The 19,750-nt window shown below is 41.0% G+C and carries 15 protein-coding genes and 2 pseudogenes; 4 read left to right on the forward strand and 13 right to left on the reverse strand.

The window, feature by feature from the left end; genetic code table 11:
- Positions 1-54 precede the first annotated feature (54 nt).
- Together ACYRY3_RS12145 and ACYRY3_RS12150 are read right to left on the reverse strand one after the other, a co-directional pair.
- Positions 55-1,119: a TauD/TfdA family dioxygenase gene (locus ACYRY3_RS12145; RefSeq protein ID WP_460201927.1), complete on the reverse strand. Its 1,065-nt coding sequence runs from the start codon at positions 1,117-1,119 to the stop codon at positions 55-57.
- On the reverse strand, positions 1,116-2,786 hold the full coding sequence (locus ACYRY3_RS12150; protein ID WP_460201928.1) for a condensation domain-containing protein: 1,671 nt from the start codon (positions 2,784-2,786) through the stop codon (positions 1,116-1,118). Before ACYRY3_RS12150 ends, ACYRY3_RS12145 begins: the two co-directional genes overlap by 4 nt.
- Positions 2,787-2,797: 11 nt before the next feature.
- Here ACYRY3_RS12150 and ACYRY3_RS12155 point away from each other — a divergent pair.
- A pseudogene (locus ACYRY3_RS12155) lies at positions 2,798-3,286 on the forward strand (ATP-dependent Clp protease ATP-binding subunit ClpC); the annotation flags it as partial.
- Positions 3,287-3,500: 214 nt separating this feature from the next.
- Here ACYRY3_RS12155 and ACYRY3_RS12160 read toward each other — a convergent pair.
- Positions 3,501-3,719: a hypothetical protein gene (locus ACYRY3_RS12160; RefSeq protein WP_460201929.1), complete on the reverse strand. Its 219-nt coding sequence runs from the start codon at positions 3,717-3,719 to the stop codon at positions 3,501-3,503.
- Between the two features lie 123 nt (positions 3,720-3,842).
- Between ACYRY3_RS12160 and ACYRY3_RS12165 the strand changes: the two genes are divergently transcribed.
- Complete coding sequence (locus tag ACYRY3_RS12165) at positions 3,843-4,088, forward strand: hypothetical protein (RefSeq protein WP_460201930.1); 246 nt, start codon at positions 3,843-3,845, stop codon at positions 4,086-4,088.
- Positions 4,089-4,201: 113 nt separating this feature from the next.
- Positions 4,202-5,263, forward strand: coding sequence for a DNA cytosine methyltransferase (locus ACYRY3_RS12170; RefSeq protein ID WP_460201931.1), 1,062 nt, complete (start codon positions 4,202-4,204; stop codon positions 5,261-5,263).
- Positions 5,264-5,281: 18 nt separating this feature from the next.
- Here the strand turns inward: ACYRY3_RS12170 and ACYRY3_RS12175 are convergent, their stop codons facing one another.
- The 10 genes and pseudogenes from ACYRY3_RS12175 to ACYRY3_RS12220 all read right to left on the reverse strand — a co-directional run bounded on the left by ACYRY3_RS12175 (position 5,282) and on the right by ACYRY3_RS12220 (position 18,142).
- Positions 5,282-6,112: a hypothetical protein gene (locus ACYRY3_RS12175; protein WP_460201932.1), complete on the reverse strand. Its 831-nt coding sequence runs from the start codon at positions 6,110-6,112 to the stop codon at positions 5,282-5,284.
- 123 nt (positions 6,113-6,235) lie between these two features.
- Complete coding sequence (locus tag ACYRY3_RS12180; RefSeq protein ID WP_460201933.1) at positions 6,236-7,756, reverse strand: rhomboid family intramembrane serine protease; 1,521 nt, start codon at positions 7,754-7,756, stop codon at positions 6,236-6,238.
- A gap of 178 nt (positions 7,757-7,934) precedes the next feature.
- Positions 7,935-9,029, reverse strand: a complete 1,095-nt coding sequence (locus ACYRY3_RS12185; RefSeq protein ID WP_460201934.1) for an AI-2E family transporter — start codon at positions 9,027-9,029, stop codon at positions 7,935-7,937.
- 166 nt (positions 9,030-9,195) lie between these two features.
- On the reverse strand, positions 9,196-10,632 hold the full coding sequence (locus tag ACYRY3_RS12190) for a bifunctional orotidine-5'-phosphate decarboxylase/orotate phosphoribosyltransferase (RefSeq protein ID WP_460201935.1): 1,437 nt from the start codon (positions 10,630-10,632) through the stop codon (positions 9,196-9,198).
- Positions 10,633-10,851: 219 nt separating this feature from the next.
- Positions 10,852-11,574, reverse strand: a complete 723-nt coding sequence (locus ACYRY3_RS12195) for a molybdopterin-dependent oxidoreductase (RefSeq protein ID WP_460201936.1) — start codon at positions 11,572-11,574, stop codon at positions 10,852-10,854.
- Between the two features lie 42 nt (positions 11,575-11,616).
- Positions 11,617-11,949: pseudogene (locus ACYRY3_RS12200) on the reverse strand (tryptophan synthase subunit beta); the annotation flags it as partial.
- 73 nt (positions 11,950-12,022) lie between these two features.
- Positions 12,023-12,841 carry a tryptophan synthase subunit alpha gene (gene trpA, locus ACYRY3_RS12205; RefSeq protein ID WP_460201937.1) on the reverse strand — a complete coding sequence of 273 codons (819 nt, stop codon included), beginning with the start codon at positions 12,839-12,841 and terminating at the stop codon, positions 12,023-12,025.
- Positions 12,842-12,958: 117 nt separating this feature from the next.
- Entirely contained in the window at positions 12,959-13,798 is an 840-nt protein-coding gene (gene trpC / locus ACYRY3_RS12210) for an indole-3-glycerol phosphate synthase TrpC (protein WP_460201975.1), read from the reverse strand.
- A gap of 119 nt (positions 13,799-13,917) precedes the next feature.
- On the reverse strand, positions 13,918-16,119 hold the full coding sequence (locus ACYRY3_RS12215; RefSeq protein ID WP_460201938.1) for an anthranilate synthase: 2,202 nt from the start codon (positions 16,117-16,119) through the stop codon (positions 13,918-13,920).
- Between the two features lie 655 nt (positions 16,120-16,774).
- Entirely contained in the window at positions 16,775-18,142 is a 1,368-nt protein-coding gene (locus tag ACYRY3_RS12220) for an alkaline phosphatase family protein (protein WP_460201939.1), read from the reverse strand.
- A gap of 879 nt (positions 18,143-19,021) precedes the next feature.
- Here ACYRY3_RS12220 and ACYRY3_RS12225 point away from each other — a divergent pair.
- The gene (locus ACYRY3_RS12225) at positions 19,022-19,702 is read left to right on the forward strand and encodes a hypothetical protein (RefSeq protein ID WP_460201940.1); all 681 of its coding nucleotides are present in this window, start codon (positions 19,022-19,024) and stop codon (positions 19,700-19,702) included.
- Positions 19,703-19,750 lie beyond the last annotated feature (48 nt).

Consider the following 19,750-nt stretch of genomic DNA (forward strand, 5'->3'; position numbering starts at 1 on the left):
TATTTGTGTTAAGCTATATTAAAATAATTAAATATGACACTATTAGTGATTGGGTTAAATATTTCTGCGGCTCATCGGTTCGCCCATCGTCACTAATATCTTTCTTTGCCCGACATAAGGGTTACGTCCATGAGCCACTAACATATTATCTAACATTAATATGTCTCCTTCTTGCCAAGGGAAAACCACAGTTTCTTGTAAATAAGCTTCCCGAATTTCCTCTATCACTGAAGCTTCAATCGGAGAACCATCACCGTAATAGGTATTGTAAGGAAGCTCTTCTTCCGAGAACTCTGCCAAAAGAGTTTCACGTAGTTTTAGTTCTAAACTTGATACGTGCCAAAACGCAATATGATTGAACCAAAGCATTTCGCCTGTCTTTGGGTGCTTTGCGATCGCCGGACGACAAGAGCGAGTTCTCAGGTGTTGGCTATCTTTCCACTCGAAATCAATGCTAGCATTATGGCAGTATTCTGCCAAAAGAGTTGTGTCTGTTATGTGGAAAGCGGCTTGCCAAGAGGGACCAAATCCATAACCAAAGTTTCGGACTAACATCCATCCCTTTTCACTAAACCGTTCTTTAATCCGAGGGTGAATGCGTTGGTAAACTTTCCGAACATCAGCAATCGGTGTTTCTCCTCCTTGAGTGGCAGGTTGGACGCAGAAAAACCATATCTTCATAGGCCAAGTAATGACATATGACAATTCATTGTGTAAAGCGATGGTTTGGTCTGGAGGAAATTCGGTGGACGTATAAACTGTGTTGCTTAACTTAGTACGCGGTGTTGCTCCTTCCATATAAGGCATTAACTGCGAACAAACAGAACTGATAAACTGCTCGAAATGAACTTGTGTATTTACCTTGAAGCCCCTAAATAATATACCTCCGTGCTTTAACAAATTTGTTTCTACAAATTCTAGATCGTTTTCAATCCAATCCTTCAGGTTGAAATCCTCTAATTTAGGTTGAATGACCAGAGGTAACATTTCCCCTGGTTGAAGATAAGACACTTCAATTAAGTTTTCTTGAGATAAATTGATAGCTTTTGGTTGAAACGTTTTCTTTCTCGTAGCCCACGAATTGTTGAGATTGCTTTTGGAAAGATCTTGACTTGTCATAGTTCTGCTTCTGCCTCCAAGTTAGCTACATCAATTAGCTTTGGTTTAACATTTTTTAATTTCCTCCGACGAGCCTCTTGGAATTCTTTTTGTTTGATGGCTTGTCTCTGCCTGTTTGCTTCTTCAAGTACTTGTACAAAAGCACTTAAGTGGATATCGGGCTGTGCAACAAGAGTGTAGAGAATAGTTTCAAAATTTTCTAACATCTGGGCAATAGTAGTACTATCAAACAGATTTGTTGTGTACTCTAAGATTCCAGATAATCCTTTCTCTGTGTTCCACATTGTTAGGAGTAAATCGAACTTTGCTGTTTTGTTGTCAACTTCTAGAAGGCTCAGAGTAAGACCCGAAAGTTCTAGGGCTGGCATCGGGGCATTCTGAAGGACGAATTTTGTTTGAAATAGTGGTGTACGATTCAAATCCCGCTCTGGTTTTAGGGCTGATACCAGCTTTTCAAATGGTAAATCTTGGTGAGCGTAAGCTTCCAATGCAACTTCTCGAACCCGCGCCAGCAACTCTCTAAAAGTGGGATTACAAGACAAGTCAGTACGCAATACAAGTTGGTTGATAAAAAAGCCGATAATTCCCTCAGTTTCGGTTCGGTTGCGGTTAGCTAAATCAGTGCCAATGACAATGTCATCTTGACAACTGTAATAATGCAACAAAACGTTAAATGCCGCTACTAAGGTCATAAACTGGGTAACCCCTTCCCGACGACTTAATGTTTGAAGCTCGTCAGTCAGATTCTTTGATAGTTCTAGAGATTGCCTTGCTCCTGAATAAGATTGGACAGAATTTTCTAGTTGCTTGGTAGGTAATTTTAAACTATGTATTCCAGCAAGTTGTTTTTTCCAATAATTGAGTTGAGTTTCTAATAATTCCTCACTCAACCACTGACGTTGCCAAACAGCAAAATCGGCATACTGGATGGGAAGTTCGGGTAAGGGTGAAGGGGCTTCTATACAAAAAGTTTCATAAAGTACGGACAGTTCTCGGAGAAAAATCCCCATCGACCAACCATCAGAGACGATGTGATGCATTGTTACCAACAGCACATTCTCTTTTTGTGCTAGATTTAACAAAGTCACTCGCAGCAATGGTCCATTTCCTAATTCAAAAGGTCGCCGTGCTTCCTCAATAGCTAAACGTTGTACTTCATGAGACCGTTCTTCTCCCGACAGTGACTGCAAATCCAGCACGGGGACAGCCGTAGTTACGGTAGGTGCTATGACTTGGACTGGAGACCCATTGATTATCGAAAAAGTAGTACGTAAACTTTCGTGACGTTTGACAATTTCTGCTACAGCTTGCTCCAATGCTACCGAGTGGAGCGTCCCCGTTAAAAGTACAGCAGCTGAAATGTTGTAAGTTGGATTGTTCTTGTCTAGTTGATCGAGAAACCAAAGCCTCTGTTGAGCAAAGGATAGAGGAAGTTCTCCGGTTCTGGGTATTGGCTCGATTGCATGAGAAAGCACTTTCAAGTCTGTCTGATGGCTAGCCTCAATCAGTTCGCTGAGTTCAGCGATGGTGGGTGCTTCAAACAAACCGCGTTGGGGAAGTTCGACTGACAAGGCTTTTCCGATCCGCGAAATCACTTGAGTTCCGTTGAGAGAATGTCCGCCGATGTCAAAGAAGTTGTCGTGAATTCCAACTTGTTCTAAACCCAACACCTCAGCCCATTGGTTCCAAGGTGATTAAGAAAGGTGGCGGTGGTTTGGGCTTCCAGTTTGCGGACGATGCAGCTGAAGCAAGCTACAACCGCATCCGTAGTTTAGTGAACGAGGAATTAAAATCTTTCTTCCGTCCGGAGTTCCTCAACCGTCTTGATGAGATTATCGTCTTCACTCAGTTGAAGAAAGACGAAATCAAGCAAATTGCCGACATCATGTTGCGCGAAGTTGCTAGCCGCTTGACTGAAAAAGGAATCAATCTCGAAGTGAGCGATCGCTTCAAAGAGCGTGTTATACAGGAAGGCTATGACCCCAGCTATGGTGCTAGACCATTACGTCGGGCTATTATGCGCCTGTTAGAGGATTCTCTGGCAGAGGCAATGCTTTCCGGTGCGATCGCAGAAGGCGACACAGCTATTGTAGATGTTGACGACGACGGTCAAGTGACAGTACAGAAGTCAGAGCAACGAGAGTTGTTACTCGCAAATCTTGGCTAATTGAAAGATGAAGTGTAAAGGATGAAGTGTGAAAAACCTTTATCCTTTATACTTCACCCTTTTCTGGTAACATTTAAACACCCTCTTCCCCGTGCCTAGCGCAAGGAGTGTTAGAGGTTTGTCAAGGTAAACATTTGGTGAAATGGTAATAAATCTTTACCCTGGTAGCGATACCAGGGAATTTTTTATGTAATTTTCTATTAACACGGGTTGACTAAGCGCTTTCAGATCCAGTTTTGTACCGTCCTCCTCTTTCCATAGCCCTTTGCGTTGGTTTAGTACTTGCCTGCTTTGCAACCTTGTTCCAGTCTACTTGCTCTAAGACTGCGTCCAATACATCTGAAAGATTGCAGTTCTGTTCATAAGCAATCCGCCTGAGAATGTCATGGTGTTCTGGCTGAATGTAAACGGGTTTTCGTTGTGTAGGTGCCATCTTGATTTCAAGTGTGTTTAACCCACAGTATAACTTAGCTAATGAGCTACCTTGACATCTAGCTAATTAGCTAATTAAATAAAAAAAGCACCGCACCAAAAACCCTAAGAAACTTTTAGCCGTATGGATTACGAAAAACTGGAAACACTGGTTAATTCCCTAGAATCAATCGGGTTAGATGAAAAAGATATATTAGTTGAAATAGATGAATCGATTGGACAAGGGGATTTAGATTTTACTGAAGAAGCTCATGATAAATTTTGTGAAAACCCAGAATTATTGATGTCTGTTATGCGGGTATTTTTAAGCTACCGAAAACAAGGAGATCGTATTTTTACAAGGTTTTCTATTTATTTACCAGAAGAGTAATTAGGTCAACATAAAAAACGTAAAATGTAGAAACTCGCTTTTTTTAAGAAATCGGGTTTCTGACACTACACATCTTATGTTTAATTTAGTGGTTTGTTTTAGCTAGAGTTGCCATGAAACAAGAAATAGTCGCTCTATTTTCAGGCTGTGGAGGTCTAGACTTAGGTTTCCGCAAGGCAGGTTTTAATGTTGTATGGGCTAATGAATACGACAAAGATATCTGGGAGACTTATGAGAAAAACCATCTAGATACAGTTCTTGATAAGGGAGACATTCGAGAAATATCCTCAAAAGAAATTCCTGATTGTGTTGGTATTATAGGAGGCCCACCGTGTCAAAGCTGGAGTGAAGCAGGTAGCCAGCGAGGAATTAATGATGAGCGCGGCAAGTTGTTTTTAGAGTATGTACGGATTCTGAAAGATAAGCAACCTTTATTTTTCCTAGCTGAGAATGTTCCGGGAATGCTTCATAAGAAGCACTCCTGTGCATTAAAGAATATCATTGCTGCATTTGAAGAAGCTGGTTATGTCGTATCATTTAAGCTACTAAATGCTATACGTTATAACGTTCCCCAAGACAGAAAGCGTGTCATTTTGATTGGTTATCATGTAAATTGTAAAAAACGTTTTAATTTTAGTTTGCTAAAGCAAGCTTCCCATATACCCACTTTAAAAGAAACAATTTGGGATTTACGTGAATCCGCGCTTGCGGCTCAAGACAAGAGCAAAACAAATGGACAGTCTTGCTTAGTACCAAACCATGAATACATGACTGGTGGTTTTTCCAGTATGTATATGTCACGTAACAGAGTACGGTCTTGGGATGAGCCATCTTTTACTATTCAGGCTGGTGGTCGTCATGCACCGATACATCCACAAGCAAATAAAATGATTCATGTAGGAAAAGATCGGTGGATTTTCGATCCGAATTCACCACAACCATATAGAAGGTTATCAGTAAGAGAATGTGCAAGAATTCAAACTTTTCCTGATGACTTTATTTTTCACTATAAAGACCTAACTGCTGGTTACAAAATGATAGGCAATGCTGTACCTGTAAATTTTAGTTATGCCATAGCACAAGCTATCTATACAGATTTATTTGAGAAAAAGCAAGAAAAGAGTAAGCAACCTCAAAAAGAGGAGTTTACTCAACTTAGCCTAGTATTTAGTTAGAATTGACCAATATGCTGTCTACTTGCAAGGAATTTCAATATTATAATCTTCCTTTAATGTTTTCAAAATATGGTTGTGGTTAATTTTATTAGGTTCAATCTCTGTAAATTTACCTAATGTCATTAAGTCTTTTAATTTTTGTACAGTTATCAAATTAGGTAAACGTTCATGGGGATGAAATTTTGTGTAAACATTTTTACCTCTATTACTTCTTTCTGTCATGGGATTGACAGGTCTGCAAATGACTTTAATCTTCTCACTTTGTGCTACGATCGCTTGAGAATCTATAGGTAAAAGTTTATCTATCAAATCTCTAACGGTTGATGGTTGTTCGTCAGAAATATATAAACAATTTGCAGTGCCCTCTCCTTCCCCAAATCCTGCTACAATTTTAATCAGTTCTGCCACATTATTAAAAACTTCCAAAAAAGGAATGGCTGTATTACCAGTTCTATATCCAAAACAAATGCTAACTCCTACAAAGAGATTTGCGTTTGGACTATAAGCCCAATCATTTGCCCATGACGTAACTTTAGCTGTCATTTTTACAAAAGCATTATCGCCAAACTCCTCAACAAATCTTTTATGCCCATACCAATTACCAAAATAGTCTGCATTACTTAACTTTGCTGATATCTTGAGAGATGGTGAGTTTTTAAGTTTGATGATAACATCAGTTTTGTTAGTTGTGCTTTTAGTTCCAATTCTATTGGAGCTAACAATTATATCTCTAGGTATGAAACCTAGTTTATTCATCCATTCAGGTAATACATTAGGCAGATAAGTACCTGGTTTGGCAGAAGCCACAATAGCATTTTCTAATTGTACGGGTTTAGAAGTATTTGGCATAAAAAAATTCCAAAATAATAGTAGAGACCCTAATAGTTAATTAAATTAATTAACTGAATTTTTAACATTGATACTACGAGTAATTGAAAAAAAGAATTTTGCCAATGTACGAAGACAATTCGCTCAACCTCTACCCCACCAGTTATTCTTTAAAAGAAACCCCACAACAAATCCAACAATTAATCCGGAAGTATGCCCAACAAAACTAATCTGTGGTGTATTTAGATCGAAAATGGCTTGCAGGATAATTAATGTTACAATTCCTCGCAAACTTCTAGCAGCAATGCGAGTTTTTTTCCTTTGCCAGTCGAGTAACAAAATAGCGGCAAAAGCGCCAATAAGACCCATCACGCATCCAGAGGCACCAACTGCAAAGTTTGCCTGAGAATAACCTTTAACTGACATAAAGGTAACAGCCAACATTGAACCGATCGCACTTGTAAAATACAACAGGAGAAATCGAGGGACTCCAAGGGCAAATTCCACCAAACGACCAAACAAATAAAGACCTAGCATATTGAATAAGAGGTGCAAGTATCCATAGTGAAGAAAGGCAGCCGCTAACAAACGCCACCAATTTCCTGCAACGACTTCTTTTGGAACTAATGCACCTAAACGGTATAAATTATCAAGGTCGGTACTTCCCCCAAGTCTCACTTCAAGAGCAAAGACAAACAAATTCAAACCGATAATCAGGTATGTGGCAATTGCTTTGCGTGGCTTCAGGCTGATTGTACCGTGATATGTAGCCTCAGATTCCATTTCAGTACTGATACTCAATAGAATCGCTTTGGTTCTCTCAGTTAAAACTGTTTCAGCAGTCACGACAGGCTTTGACAAACGATTTGCGACTGCATTGCGGATGCGAATATCGCTGTTATCACTTATACTTAAGAACTGCTCGCGGGCTATGGTGTCTTTCCCAGCCGCTTGGTCAGCTGTTGCCAACCAAAAGAGTTTGATGGTGTCAGAATAGTTGACAAGTGGACCGCTGAGTAGTCTTGTGACATATTTTGTTTGACCGCAGAAGGCAAACACAAACAGACGTGCTACGTTCCTTGTTCTGAGATTGAGTGTTTTCTCAAGAGTACGTTCGTATTGCTGCCAAGCTAGAAGCATACCATTTAAGTTGCCAGTCTCTCCTAGTGCTCTGAGGTAGCAATTCAGGATATCAATATCTTGGCGCAATGTTTCTGGTGACAGATTATTTTGTATCCATATCAGCAGATCTTCCCAACGAGCTTCAATTTGGTATAGTGTTGCGATCGCAGATCGACCTGTGGGTGTTTTAGAGTTTTTGTAACTTTCTAGAATTGCAGTCGCTTTAGCTATGTCCCCATTCTGAACCAATTCTAGAGCACGTAACAATTCTGGTCGCTCGCGCCAACCATCCGCTGGATGTAGCGGAAAAATTAATTTAGCCAACTTCCTGGCTTGACCGAAACGTTGTTGCGTAGTAAGTCGGTCAACTTTTCTGTTACCAATATTGGGTGCTACCACTAAAATTACCCACAGACATCCACCAACCCAGCCAGCTATAGGGAGTTGAAAGCGGGCAGTGACTGCTGTAACAACCAAAATGAGCCCTGAGACGAAAATCCAGCCACGATTGTTGTCAACAGAGATAAGCGCTGCATTTATCATGGTTGAAACACATGATAAACACACTAACCAAATCAGTAGGTGATTGAGATCCATAGGATTTTTATTAATTAGGCAATCCTGGAGGTACAGCGACTTCTATGATAGATTGCTTTTTGATGTTAGTGGTTGGTGGTTAGTGGAAGACTACTAACCAGTAACTACCAACCACTAACTATTCTTAAAGTGTTGGCTCCTTGATTTCTGCTAATTCTTTACCTTCAACAGAATTCTGAGAATAATCAGATATCAAAGACCAACCATCAACAGCATCTTTAATGACGCCAGCTACAGGAACAGCAATTAATAACCCCAGGACTCCACCAATATATGTTCCTACTAGTAAAGAGATTAATACCCATATTGGTCTCAGCCCAGTAAAACTACCTAAGAGACGGGGAGCGATCGCTTGGTCTATCAACTGGTCAACAACCACAGCGACAGCTAGAACCCTAACTGCTAGCCAAAAGTTGTGTGACGCTATGATTAAAATTACTATGGCAAGACTGGCAACATCACCAAAAGGTATTAAGCTTAAAATTCCAACTCCCAAACCAAACAGCAGAGCAAATGGAACGTTCAGAAGTAAAAATACTACGGTCAGTGAAACCCCCATCAGTAAAGCCAAAGCGATCTGACCAATTAAATAATTTTGGAAATTTTGCTGAACAGACTTTTGCAACTGTTGGCTAAAACTCAAAGGTAACTTCTTAAATATTCCCTCCCAAATTCTTTTACCATCTAATAAAAGATAAAAAGTAATAACTACAGTAATTAAACTTTCAGAGATACTATCAATTGTTTCTATAACAAAGCTAAAAAGTTTATCTGCAAAATACTCTAATTCCTTAGGCAAACTATTTGTTACTTGATTAAAAATTTGATTAAAATTAAATCTGAAACCGTGGCTCACTGTCCAATTATTTAAGATTTTTAATTGTTGCTTGCTAGAATTTATCCAATCTGGAAGTAATTTAGCCATCTCATGAAATTGCTGTGCGATAATAGGAACCAATGTTAAACCGAAAGCTACTAAAATGACTAAAGTCACTATAAAAACTACCGCAACTGCATAATTACGTTTAATTTTTCGTTTTTCAAGAATAGAAACAGGGTAATTTAAAATGAAGGCTAGTAAAGTTGCCAAAATCAGAGTTGTAACAAGAGGTTGGAAATATTGAAATAATTGAAACGCCAACCATCCATTGAGGAAGATTAGGGGAAATATGAGTGTCAAAACTAGCAATTGTAGTAATTTTTGAAGTGAAACAGTCATATTCTTTTCAGTAAAATCTATAGGTTTAGCAATGCCTGTTAATAGTATTAAGTATGTTAATAATACTAAAAAAGCTACCCCCTTTAGTTATAAAGGAGGGTATGAACTTATTCACACCCCCAGCGGTATCTTGCAAGATGAATGGCGCTAAAGCGCAACTACAAACCTACTCTGTGGCATTCAAAGCTAACAATTGCTCCTGATTAATACGTCCAACTTTGTACAGGGTTTCTGTAATTTCCGATATTGTTAAAACTGCATGACCTCGGTAACCACTTTTTTGCAGTCTGTCCATAACGCCCTGTTCGTGATTGATAAAGACCACAATATCGTTGATGTTTAGCCCCGCAGATTTTAATTTTTCGGCTCCTTCGATTGCACTTTTGCCACTGATAAGAATATCATCAACAACGACAACCGTCTCGCCGGGATAAAACTCACCTTCAATTAACCTTCGAGTCCCGTGTGCTTTTACCTCTTTACGGGGAAAAATCATGGGACAATGGAGACGTAGAGCTAAACCAGTTGCTGTAGGTAAAGAACCGTAGGGAATACCTGCGACTCTATCAAATTTTAGTGTTTTTAAAATATCCTCATAAGCATTGAGAACTAGATTAAAAACTTGAGGATTGGAAATGATTGTGCGTAAATCTATGTAATAAGGAAATGAGGCACCCGAAGCTTGTACGTAGTTGCCAAACATAATGCAGCCAATATCATAAAGTTGCAAAATCAAATCTTGTAGGGGATGGCGATTGAGCAAACTGACATCAGGTAACCAGATAGAACAACTAGAAGCATTCAGGTTGCTTTCAGTTTTTGCTTGATTGACTTCCTTTTGTAAAGACAGGGCTTGATTTGATAAATCTTCCCGTGCCAACATATCTTGGGGAACTGGAATCAACAAACCATCTCCGTTTGCATTGAGACCTGCGGCTAAAATTTGGTTGAGGTTGTTTTCTTCTGCCCAGATACTACGAGTTATAATAATACGTTCGGGAGCAGCTGCACGAATCCGCGCTAACACTTCAGGCTTTGTGGTTCCCACCTCCAAACCCAGTTGTTCTGGAGTTCCCCAGTTTTTGGATTCCTTAACCACCTGTAAATAAAAAGGTGATTCATCTGTAGGGTATTGCTGTAACTTCATAGCAGCAGGGTTGGAAGTACAGCACAGAATAAAAGCAGCTTTGTCCGGGTAAACTAAAAACGGTGCAACATGGTCTTGTCCGGCATAAGGGCTCAAAGTGATGGCATCAACATTCCATTCTGCAAACACAGTATGGGCAAAGATACTACTTGTGTTCAAGTCACTGTGTTTGGCATCTAGGATAATAGGAATGTGGGTGGGGATAATTTCTAGAGTTTTGTGGAGCAATTCTAAACCGGGAATCCCCAAAGCTTCATAAAAGCCTAGTGTAGGCTTATACGCACAAACTTTATCGACAGTTTCAGAAATGATAAATTGCAACCAATCCCACAGGCGAGTCATGATATCTTGAGATTGGTATCGAGCAGGCATCATTTCTGGATTAGGGTCAAGCCCTACAAAGAGTAGACTTTGATTTTGTGCGATCGCCCCATTTATTTTATCAAAAAAGTTCATATTTGCTTTTTTTGCCTAATTTTACCAAGCCTTTGCTGTTCTCTTAGTTGGCTTTTGGATATAAAGTAAAATTATGCAGGTTTTTCAGAACAAAGGAACTACCCTCACGAAGTAAATCCTACAATAAATTAGTACTGTATTGATGCAATTGAAAACCGCTGTATACCCCATGCAGACGAGCTTTGTTCGTGTAGTCCTAGGATAGAAGCCTCCGGGGCGCTACAACCCGGCAAACCATTCATAACCTTGGTCTTCCCAATACCCCTTAAAAAGCGACAACTGACTAACTAACGTAATTTGAGTCACCCACTTACTCTGCTTGTAACCAAGTTTCACTGGAGAAGCCAACCGCAAAGGTGCGCCGTTTTCGACTGGCAAAGCCTCACCATTCTTTTGATAAGCTAACAAAGTTTGGGGATGGGACGCTGAAGCAATATCCCAGCTAGAATAATAACCATCAGCTGATTTGAAGTAAGCATATCGGACATTTGACTGAGGCTGAGCAAGGGCAATAATTTCTCGCAAACGAATACCTGCCCATTGCACGATCGCTGCCCAACCTTCTACACAAACATGGCGAATAATCATAGAAGTTAAAGGCAAAGATTGAATATCCGTCATGCTCAGGCTGAGAGGATTGTTCACTTCACCATCAACAATTAAGCGGAACTTTGCTTGGTCAATAACTGGAGTAAACCTAAAGCTATTGACTAATAATGCTTCTGGTTGAATCTCACTAGGAGAAAATTCTGGTACCGGCTTTTGCGGATTAAATATTAAGCCTTCAACTTTCTGATTCAACGGTTCAGAAAGTTTACCTACAACATCTTCAAATAAGGGTGTACCACAACCTCCTAAAAGAAAACCGATACTGGATACTCCAGAAACTTTTAGGAATTGGCGGCGTGTTAATTGGGGACGATTTACGCGAATTAGATTCATAGGATTTAGTCATTTGTCATTTGTCATTTTTCATTTGTTATTGCTCTTAATTTTATGAGCACCTGTATGATTTAAATCTTCACGTTTTAAATAGATCTGTGGTCCTGTGCCATCAGGTCTAGCATAGTGTGCAGTCAGACGTTCAGCAAAATACAAAGGACTGGGACGTCCTACATAGTCATGTAGTAGTTCGTTTAACTCTGCTTGGAAACTTGGGTCATTGCGATATTGCTCGGCGGCTGCTTCTAGTTCACTTAAAGCAGGCATTAGGGTTTCAGGGACGTATTTACCTCCAAACCGTCCAAACCTTCCCAAAGAGTCAGGAACTGCGGTAACAGATGCAACTTTATTGTTTCTATCTGAAATGCTTACCACTGGTAAAAACTCCTTATTTATTAATGGTTAGTAGTTAGTGGTTAGTGGTTAGTAATTGCTGACTAATTAGCCATTAGCAATTAGCAACTAGCGATGCAGCTGAGATCGCTGCTTTTAGTTCTTGGCAAAGTTCTTCAATGGCTTGGAGCCCTTCTTCTGGGCTACCAGTGGCTAACCGTTTAACAAAAGCGCTACCAACAATAACGGCATCTGCGCCCCATTCTTTCACCTGACGTGCCTGTTCCGCTCCTGAAATACCAAAGCCAACACCAATTGGTTTATCGGTTACACTTCGCATCGATCCCAGCAAAGTCTTCACACGATCTTGTAACCCAGAACGTACACCTGTCACACCAGTGACGCTCACAAGGTAAATAAATCCGCGTGAAGCTCTTGCTATCGCCTCAATTCTTTCTTTGGAACTTGTAGGAGCCACAAGCAAAATAACTTCTATTCCAAATTCAGCAGCCACGTTAATCAGCTCTTCTGCTTCTTCTAGAGGTAAGTCTGGAACAACCAACCCTCTAACTCCAACACTTGCAATTTGCGCTAAAAACGATTTAACACCCTGATTTAAAATTGGATTGTAGTAAGTAAATAGAATAATAAGAGCTTGCAGGCTGGGGCTAACTTCTGCAATTATCTCTAGCACCTGTTCGAGCTTAGTTCCTTTAGACAAAGCACGAGTGGCAGCTGCTTGAATGACAGGACCATCAGCAAGGGGATCGGAATAAGGAACACCTAACTCAATAAAATCAGCACCATTACGGTCTAATACGCGCAGAGCTTCCTTTGTTGTTTCCAGGTCTGGATCTCCTGCTGTCACAAAAGGAATTAAAGCGCATTGATTGCGATCTCTTAAAGATTGAAAACGTTCAGAAATAGAAGCCATGTGATTAATGCACCTAATATATGGTTATTGGTTAGTCGTTGGTGGTTAGTCGTTGATGGTTAGTGGTTGGTGGTTAGTGCTTAGTTGCATTTCTTACTAACTACTAACTACTAACAATCAACCTACATTAAGTAAGCTTTTTACTGCCTGCTCTAAATCGGCTTGTTTCACTAAAGATTCTCCCACCAAAACCGCACGAGCACCTGCTTGAGCTACTTTAGCCAGATCTGCAGGTGTATACAAGCCAGACTCGCTAACAAGAGTGATGCCGTAGCTTTGCAACTGCGATCGCCTAATGAGTGAAAGTTCTTGCGTTGTTTTGATATCTACTGTGAAGTCTTCTAGATTGCGATTGTTGATACCGATTAAGCGTATATTGTCTAATTTGAGGACTCTATCCAGTTCAGCCAAGGTGTGGACTTCTACTAGAGTTTTCATCCCTAGATCGTGGATAACGCGTGCAAAATCCTGAATTTCTTCATCTGTCAAGATAGCTGCTATCAAAAGTACAGCATCTGCACCTGCAACCCGTGCATAGTAAATTTGGTAGATGTCAATGATAAATTCTTTACACAGTAACGGCAATGCTACTTTTTGCCTAATAGCACGCAGGTTATCAAAGCTACCCTGAAAGAACTTAGAGTCAGTGAGAACGGATAAACAAGCTGCTCCACCTCGCTCGTAAGCGGTGGCGATCGCCACGGGCTCGAAGTCAGCTCGAAGCACCCCGCGACTGGGCGAGGCTTTTTTAACCTCTGCAATCAGACTGGGTACATGAGGGTTTTGCTGCAAAGCCGTTAAGAAATTTCTGACTACAGGAGCAGCATTTAACTGTTGTTGCAGTAAAGCCAAGCGCATTTCTTGCCGCATTTGTGCAACTTCTTGCCTTTTATGCCACACAATTTCTTCAAGTATGTGGCGAGGACGGACACCAGAACTAACAGATGAGTAGCTCATAAAGTCTGTAAGAGATGATTGGAGGGGAGTGGGGGAGTGGGGGAGTGAGGGAGTGAGGGAGTGGGGGAGTGAGGGAAAAGACCATTCCTCATTCGCCACTTCTGACTCCTTGCTAATGACTAGTGACTAATGACTAATGACTCTTTTATTTGAGTATATGCACGGACTACGTTCTTGATGATTGCCAGCCCAACTTCTCCTGACAGAGTCATGATGGATTCTGGGTGGAATTGTACGGCAGCTATGGGAAGTGACTGATGCTCAAGTGCCATAATCACTTCGTCGTCTGAAATAGCTGTTACCTTCAATTCTGCTGGCAACTTTTGTGGTAAGGCAAACAATGAATGATATCTACCCACTGAAAAGGATTGCGGTAAGCCTTTGAAGAGAACTGACTCAGATTCACTCACAAGAATACGTGAGGACTTACCGTGTTGGGGATAGTGAAGAACTCCTAGTTGTCCTCCAAAAGCTTCAACAATACCTTGCAATCCCAGACAGACTCCGAACAAAGGGATATTGCGACGTACACAACTGCGAACAGTTTCTGGAACGTTAAAATCACTGGGTTTGCCAGGACCGGGAGATAAGACAACTAAGTCCGGACGTGCAGTGTCAAACAAGGATTCCGAGAAACCATGACGTAGGGTAGTAACTGTTGCTCCAGTTTGACGAATGTAGTTTGCTAATGTATGAACAAATGAGTCTTCATAGTCGATAAGCAAAATACGCTTCCCTGGCTCGACATCTGGAACACAGTTGCTCAATTTTTCTGGTCTGCAGTTGCTCGTTGTAATTCCTTGATTTGCACGACGAATTGTTTCAAATAACGCTGCAGCTTTTGTCATTGTCTCTTGTTCTTCTGCTGATGGCAAGGAGTCATACAGAACAGTAGCACCGACTCTTACTTCAGCAATTGAATCTTGCAGCCTGATTGTTCTGAGAATTAATCCAGTATTGAGATTACCATTAAAGTTGAGGTAGCCCACTGCTCCACCATACCAGCGTCTGGCACTGCGTTCGTGCTTTTCTAGAAACTGCATTGCCGAGCGCTTGGGTGCGCCTGTCACCGTCACTGCCCAGGTATGAGTAAGAAATGCATCTAGAGCATCAAACTCCTCTCGCAGCAATCCCTCAACGTGATCCACTGTATGGATTAGGTGGCTGTACAATTCTATTTGACGACGACCGATCACTTGTACTGAGCCCGGTTCGCAAATTCTGGATTTATCATTACGGTCTACATCAGTACACATGGTCAACTCTGCTTCTTCCTTACCTGAGTTCAGAAGTTGACGAATTTGTTCGGCATCATCCAGGGCATCTTGTCCCCGGCTAATAGTACCACTGATCGGGCAAGTTTCTACTCTTCTGCCTTCAACCCGGACAAACATTTCTGGAGAAGCTCCAATTATATACTCCCCGCCCAGATTGAAAATAAAACCATAGGGGCTGGGGTTTATTTGCTGTAGGGTTTGGAAAAGTTGGCTGGGTGGCTGGTTGCACGATTCAAAAAAGCTTTGGGAAGGAACCACTTCAAACAAGTCTCCACGGCGGAAGTAATCTAGTGCTACTTCTACCTGGCTTGCATACTCTCCGGGTGAATGGTCAGAAGCTTTTGCTGGAACAAGGCACTTTCCCTTATAGTCAATAGACTCACCTGTGCGTGGAAGGTTGTGGGTACTGCCTTGCGCTGTTTCAAATTCATAACAAACTCGATAGGCACGTTGCAGGTAGTAGTCTACAACAACCAATTCATCGGGCAGGTACAGCACTATATCCCGTTGGTCTACAGGACGCTCCAGACGCTTTGGAATTGGCTCAAACTGAAATAACAAGTCGTAGCCAAAGGCACCATACAACCCCAGATGCTCGTCCTCATTGCTAGAGAATATATAAAGAATTTCACGAATAACGGTGAATGCAGAAGGTTGTTTACTGCGCTCTTCTTCTGCAAACAATTGCATTGTCGGCTTTACATAACCAGTAATATAGTCGCCATCCAGGTTGACTTCCTGAAGTTGAGTATGTGCGGAAAGGCGCACTAACAGTATCGGTAGAAGCACCTTGCCTCGATTGTTCAGCGCTCTCAGCGTGAAAGCTCTCTCCCGTGTTGTCAGTTCTAATGGTGGATTCACAAACCCAATCGCCCATCGTTTATACCGCCCTGGGTATTCATAGCTGCTATTCAACAAACCTCCACGCTGGGAGTCCATCTTAAACGAAATATCGGCCAGGGCTGTGTCCATCTTTACTTCAGTGATGGAGCGAGATACACCTATACCGCCAAGAGTTTTGTATGAGTGAGAATCAACAATCATGGGCAATGTTTTTAATTTTGAGGGGGTATTTAATCGCATCTAATGGGTGCTGCCGTTGACTGCAGACACCGCAACTTAAACTAAGTCAGAGTGCTAGATAGATAAAGCTGACATTAAAGCACAGAGTATACGCGATCGCTAACCGTGAATTACCATAGTTAGACAATTCATGAATGATACGATTCGGGGCAACTAAATATGAGGTATTGAACTTATTTGTAAGGATGCTGTCGCCCTTCTTGAACGTGATTACACATATTGTCAAAGACAAACTAGCAGGGAAATCATGTTCTGATACCATACCAGCGTGCCTACAGGTAAGAGGCTAGACTGATGACTTCTGACCGCTAACAGTCTGCTGTCAACAGCCAAAACCTTGTAAAAACTTATAAATGAACGCTACTTGGTATGAGTTTAGCCTACTAAATGTTAAGGAATGATACATGAACATTTTTTCGTAAGATGTGTCAATTTTTTTGCTCTTTACTTTCGGCTCTCAGTGAAAGCCCAGACAGTGGCTGAAGGTGATTCCCTCTTCCACCATGAGTTAGAAATTTTTTCCTGCTTGAGTCATATTGTGTGATGGCGGTTTTTGATTAGGTATTTACACTACTTTATCAGTATATATTATATCTATGCTAAAATCTACTATGTCTTAATGAAGATGTCGGAGAATGAGGTGGCAAACATCCCTTGCCTCTATTGATTCGGGCTCCAGCAATTGAGTTTGTTGAGTTATGAACAATGGCATATATTTTGGAGCGACAGTTGTACAACCATGAGACCCACGCACTAACAATGCATCTAAAGGAATAACATCCATTAAGTAACGAAAACCAAGCTGTTTTTTTAGCAGTTTTATGCCAATCTTAAGTTTGGGAAGCTTAATTTGAGGATCGAGGAAAAGTTCTACAGGATCGTAACCAGGTTTGCGATGGATATCTACTGTTTTGGCAAAATCGGGAGCAAGATTGTCATCTAGCCAGTAGTAGTAACTAAACCAAGAGTTTGGTTGAGCAATCGCCACTAACTCTCCCGCTCTGGAATGATTGAGATGGTAGACTGACTTTTCTTCATCACCCAAAACAGAAGCAACACCGTCTATTGCTTCTAACAGTGCTCTAACTTTAGGTAGATAAAATGGGTCGTTAACATAAACATGAGCAATTTGATGGTCAGCAACAGCAAATGCTTTACTTGCTCCAGGATCGAGCAGTTCTCGCCCCAGTTCTTCTCGCACGCTTAGCCAGCCTTGTTCCCGAAGTACCCGATTCAGGTGGACGGGTTGAGACACGGGTGTAATACCATATTCTGACAGAACAATAACTTGAGCGCCTCGATTCTCATAGTATTGAATCAAATCGCCACAAACCGCATCAATTTCTTGGAGATCCTTAATGGTTCTATTGTCTTGCGGACCGAATTTTTGCAAGCAGTAATCCAAATGAGGCAAATAAATGAGCGTTAATGTGGGGTTGCACTTTTGTTCCACCCACTTAGCTGAAGAGGCTATCCACTCACTACAACGAATGGAGGTGTTGGGACCCCAGAAATGAAAGAGGGGAAACTGACCAAATTCAGTTTGAAGTGCTGAACGCCATTCTTGTGGATATGTGTAAATATCAGGAATTTTTCTACCATCCGCCGGATACATGGGGCGAGGAGTAATTGCATAGTCCACTGTGGAGTACATATTGTACCACCAGAACAAATTGGCGCAGGTAAAGGATGAATCTATAGAACGGGCCATATCCCAGACCTTGGGTGCTTGAACAAGTTTATTTGATTGTCTCCAAAACTTGATTTCGCAATCGTCACGAAAATACCATCCATTGGCAACAATGCCATGTTCATCGGGCATTTTTCCAGTGAGATAGGTTGCTTGGGCCGTACAAGTGACAGCTGGTAATACGGGGGCAATCGGAACAGCTTTCCCAGAAGCAGCCCATTTTGATAAAAATGGAGTATATTCCAATAGGCTGGGTGATAATCCGACTACGTTGAGAACGACAGTTTTATGCATGATTTGGTGTAAATCCTTTGACGCTTAGATAAGTTTAAAATGACGAATGATGCATAGAGCGCTGCATTTGAATGTCATGCACCTACAGATTTAATATTTTTTAACAACTATCTCTAATATATAGGAAACCATAAAATCACACAGATTCATATGTCTTACCTTTGTCTATTTTTCTTCCTGAGACGTCAAAGATAGCTAAAGAACTAACAAATATATCAAAAAATTGTTCATTCATTCTATAATTCACATATCTTATAGTTTTATCGTAAAGGTTTATACAGGAGATGATACTTGGTTAAGCTAAGTAAATCTTCTCAACATTGTAATATCAAGCTTGTATCTTGTACTTGGTGATTGAGAGCGCAGCTATACAGGTAAAAGCTATCGGAACGCGTTCTATATTTCTTGATTCGCGATCGCACTTTTCAAGAAGGATGAAAATCATGAGTCTTGCGTTTCTCCAACCCCAAACAACCTTTCTATATAAGAAGTAGCAAAAGTTTTGAATTGAGGCAACCAAAGGATGAAGGATTAAGTATGAAGTATAAAGTAAACCCTGTCAATAAATTGAGAAGGCAGTGCGTTGACTTTCTCTCCAGAGCTTACTCCTTTTCCGCTCTCAAATTACCAATTTTTGTATGTAGGGTTGCGCCGCACGTTCTTTGCTAGTGGGCAGTGTCCACCCTACGTCTTGAGAAAAGAATTAAATATAACTGTGTTGAAAGTCATTAGTTATTTGTTTTTTGCTTAAGACAAATGACCAATGGCCAATGACAAATCACCAGTTAACTTTATTTTGTATCAATTTTGTATCAATTTATTTAGCAGTCAATTTATTTTTGTCAATATTTATCCAAGTTTGTAAAAGAAGGGATGCCAATGATTTCACGTTCATACGCTTTAGGGTTAGTTTCAGCAACCGTCACCTTAGTTAGTGTCGGACTAACTACAACAAGAGTTAACGCACAAACAACTTACGAGTTTAGCACCACTTACGATACAGTCGTCACCATTGACCCCTCCTTCCGACCAGATTTAGGTATTACTAGGGCAACTATCACAGGAGAAAGTGCTGACGCCCCATATGGTCTGAGTAACTTCCTCAGCAATACTTACGGTCGATTTGACCCCACCACAAATATTTCCTATTTCAATGCAGATGCATCCACCTTTGGATTAGAAGGTCAACCAGTTCTAGGCGACAGATACTTTGGCGGTAGCAATGAGTTATATGGAACTGCCAACGACCAAGCCCAATTTGACTTTGTCAATGGAACAGTACAAGGTGGTGGAACTATAACCCTCACTGGTGGCGAAGGCATATTTAAGGGTGCAACTGGGCAGATAACTTTTACCCAAAACGATAGATTGACCAGTACGGATTTGACAGCGCCGTTTAAGGGTAAAGCTGTCCTGAAGTTTTCCGTACAAACGCCTAAATCCGTTCCGGAACCAAACTCAACTGCAGGGCTGATTGGTATGGGATTTGTTGGATTGAGTTTCTTACTGGGACAGTATTGTCGGAGGCTGAACCGTAAGTTGAGACTCCGAGGTTTTTAACCTCGCGACTTTAAACCCCATAAAACTCAGGGTGGGCACTGCCCACCA

Source organism: Scytonema sp. NUACC21 (genome assembly GCF_054684315.1).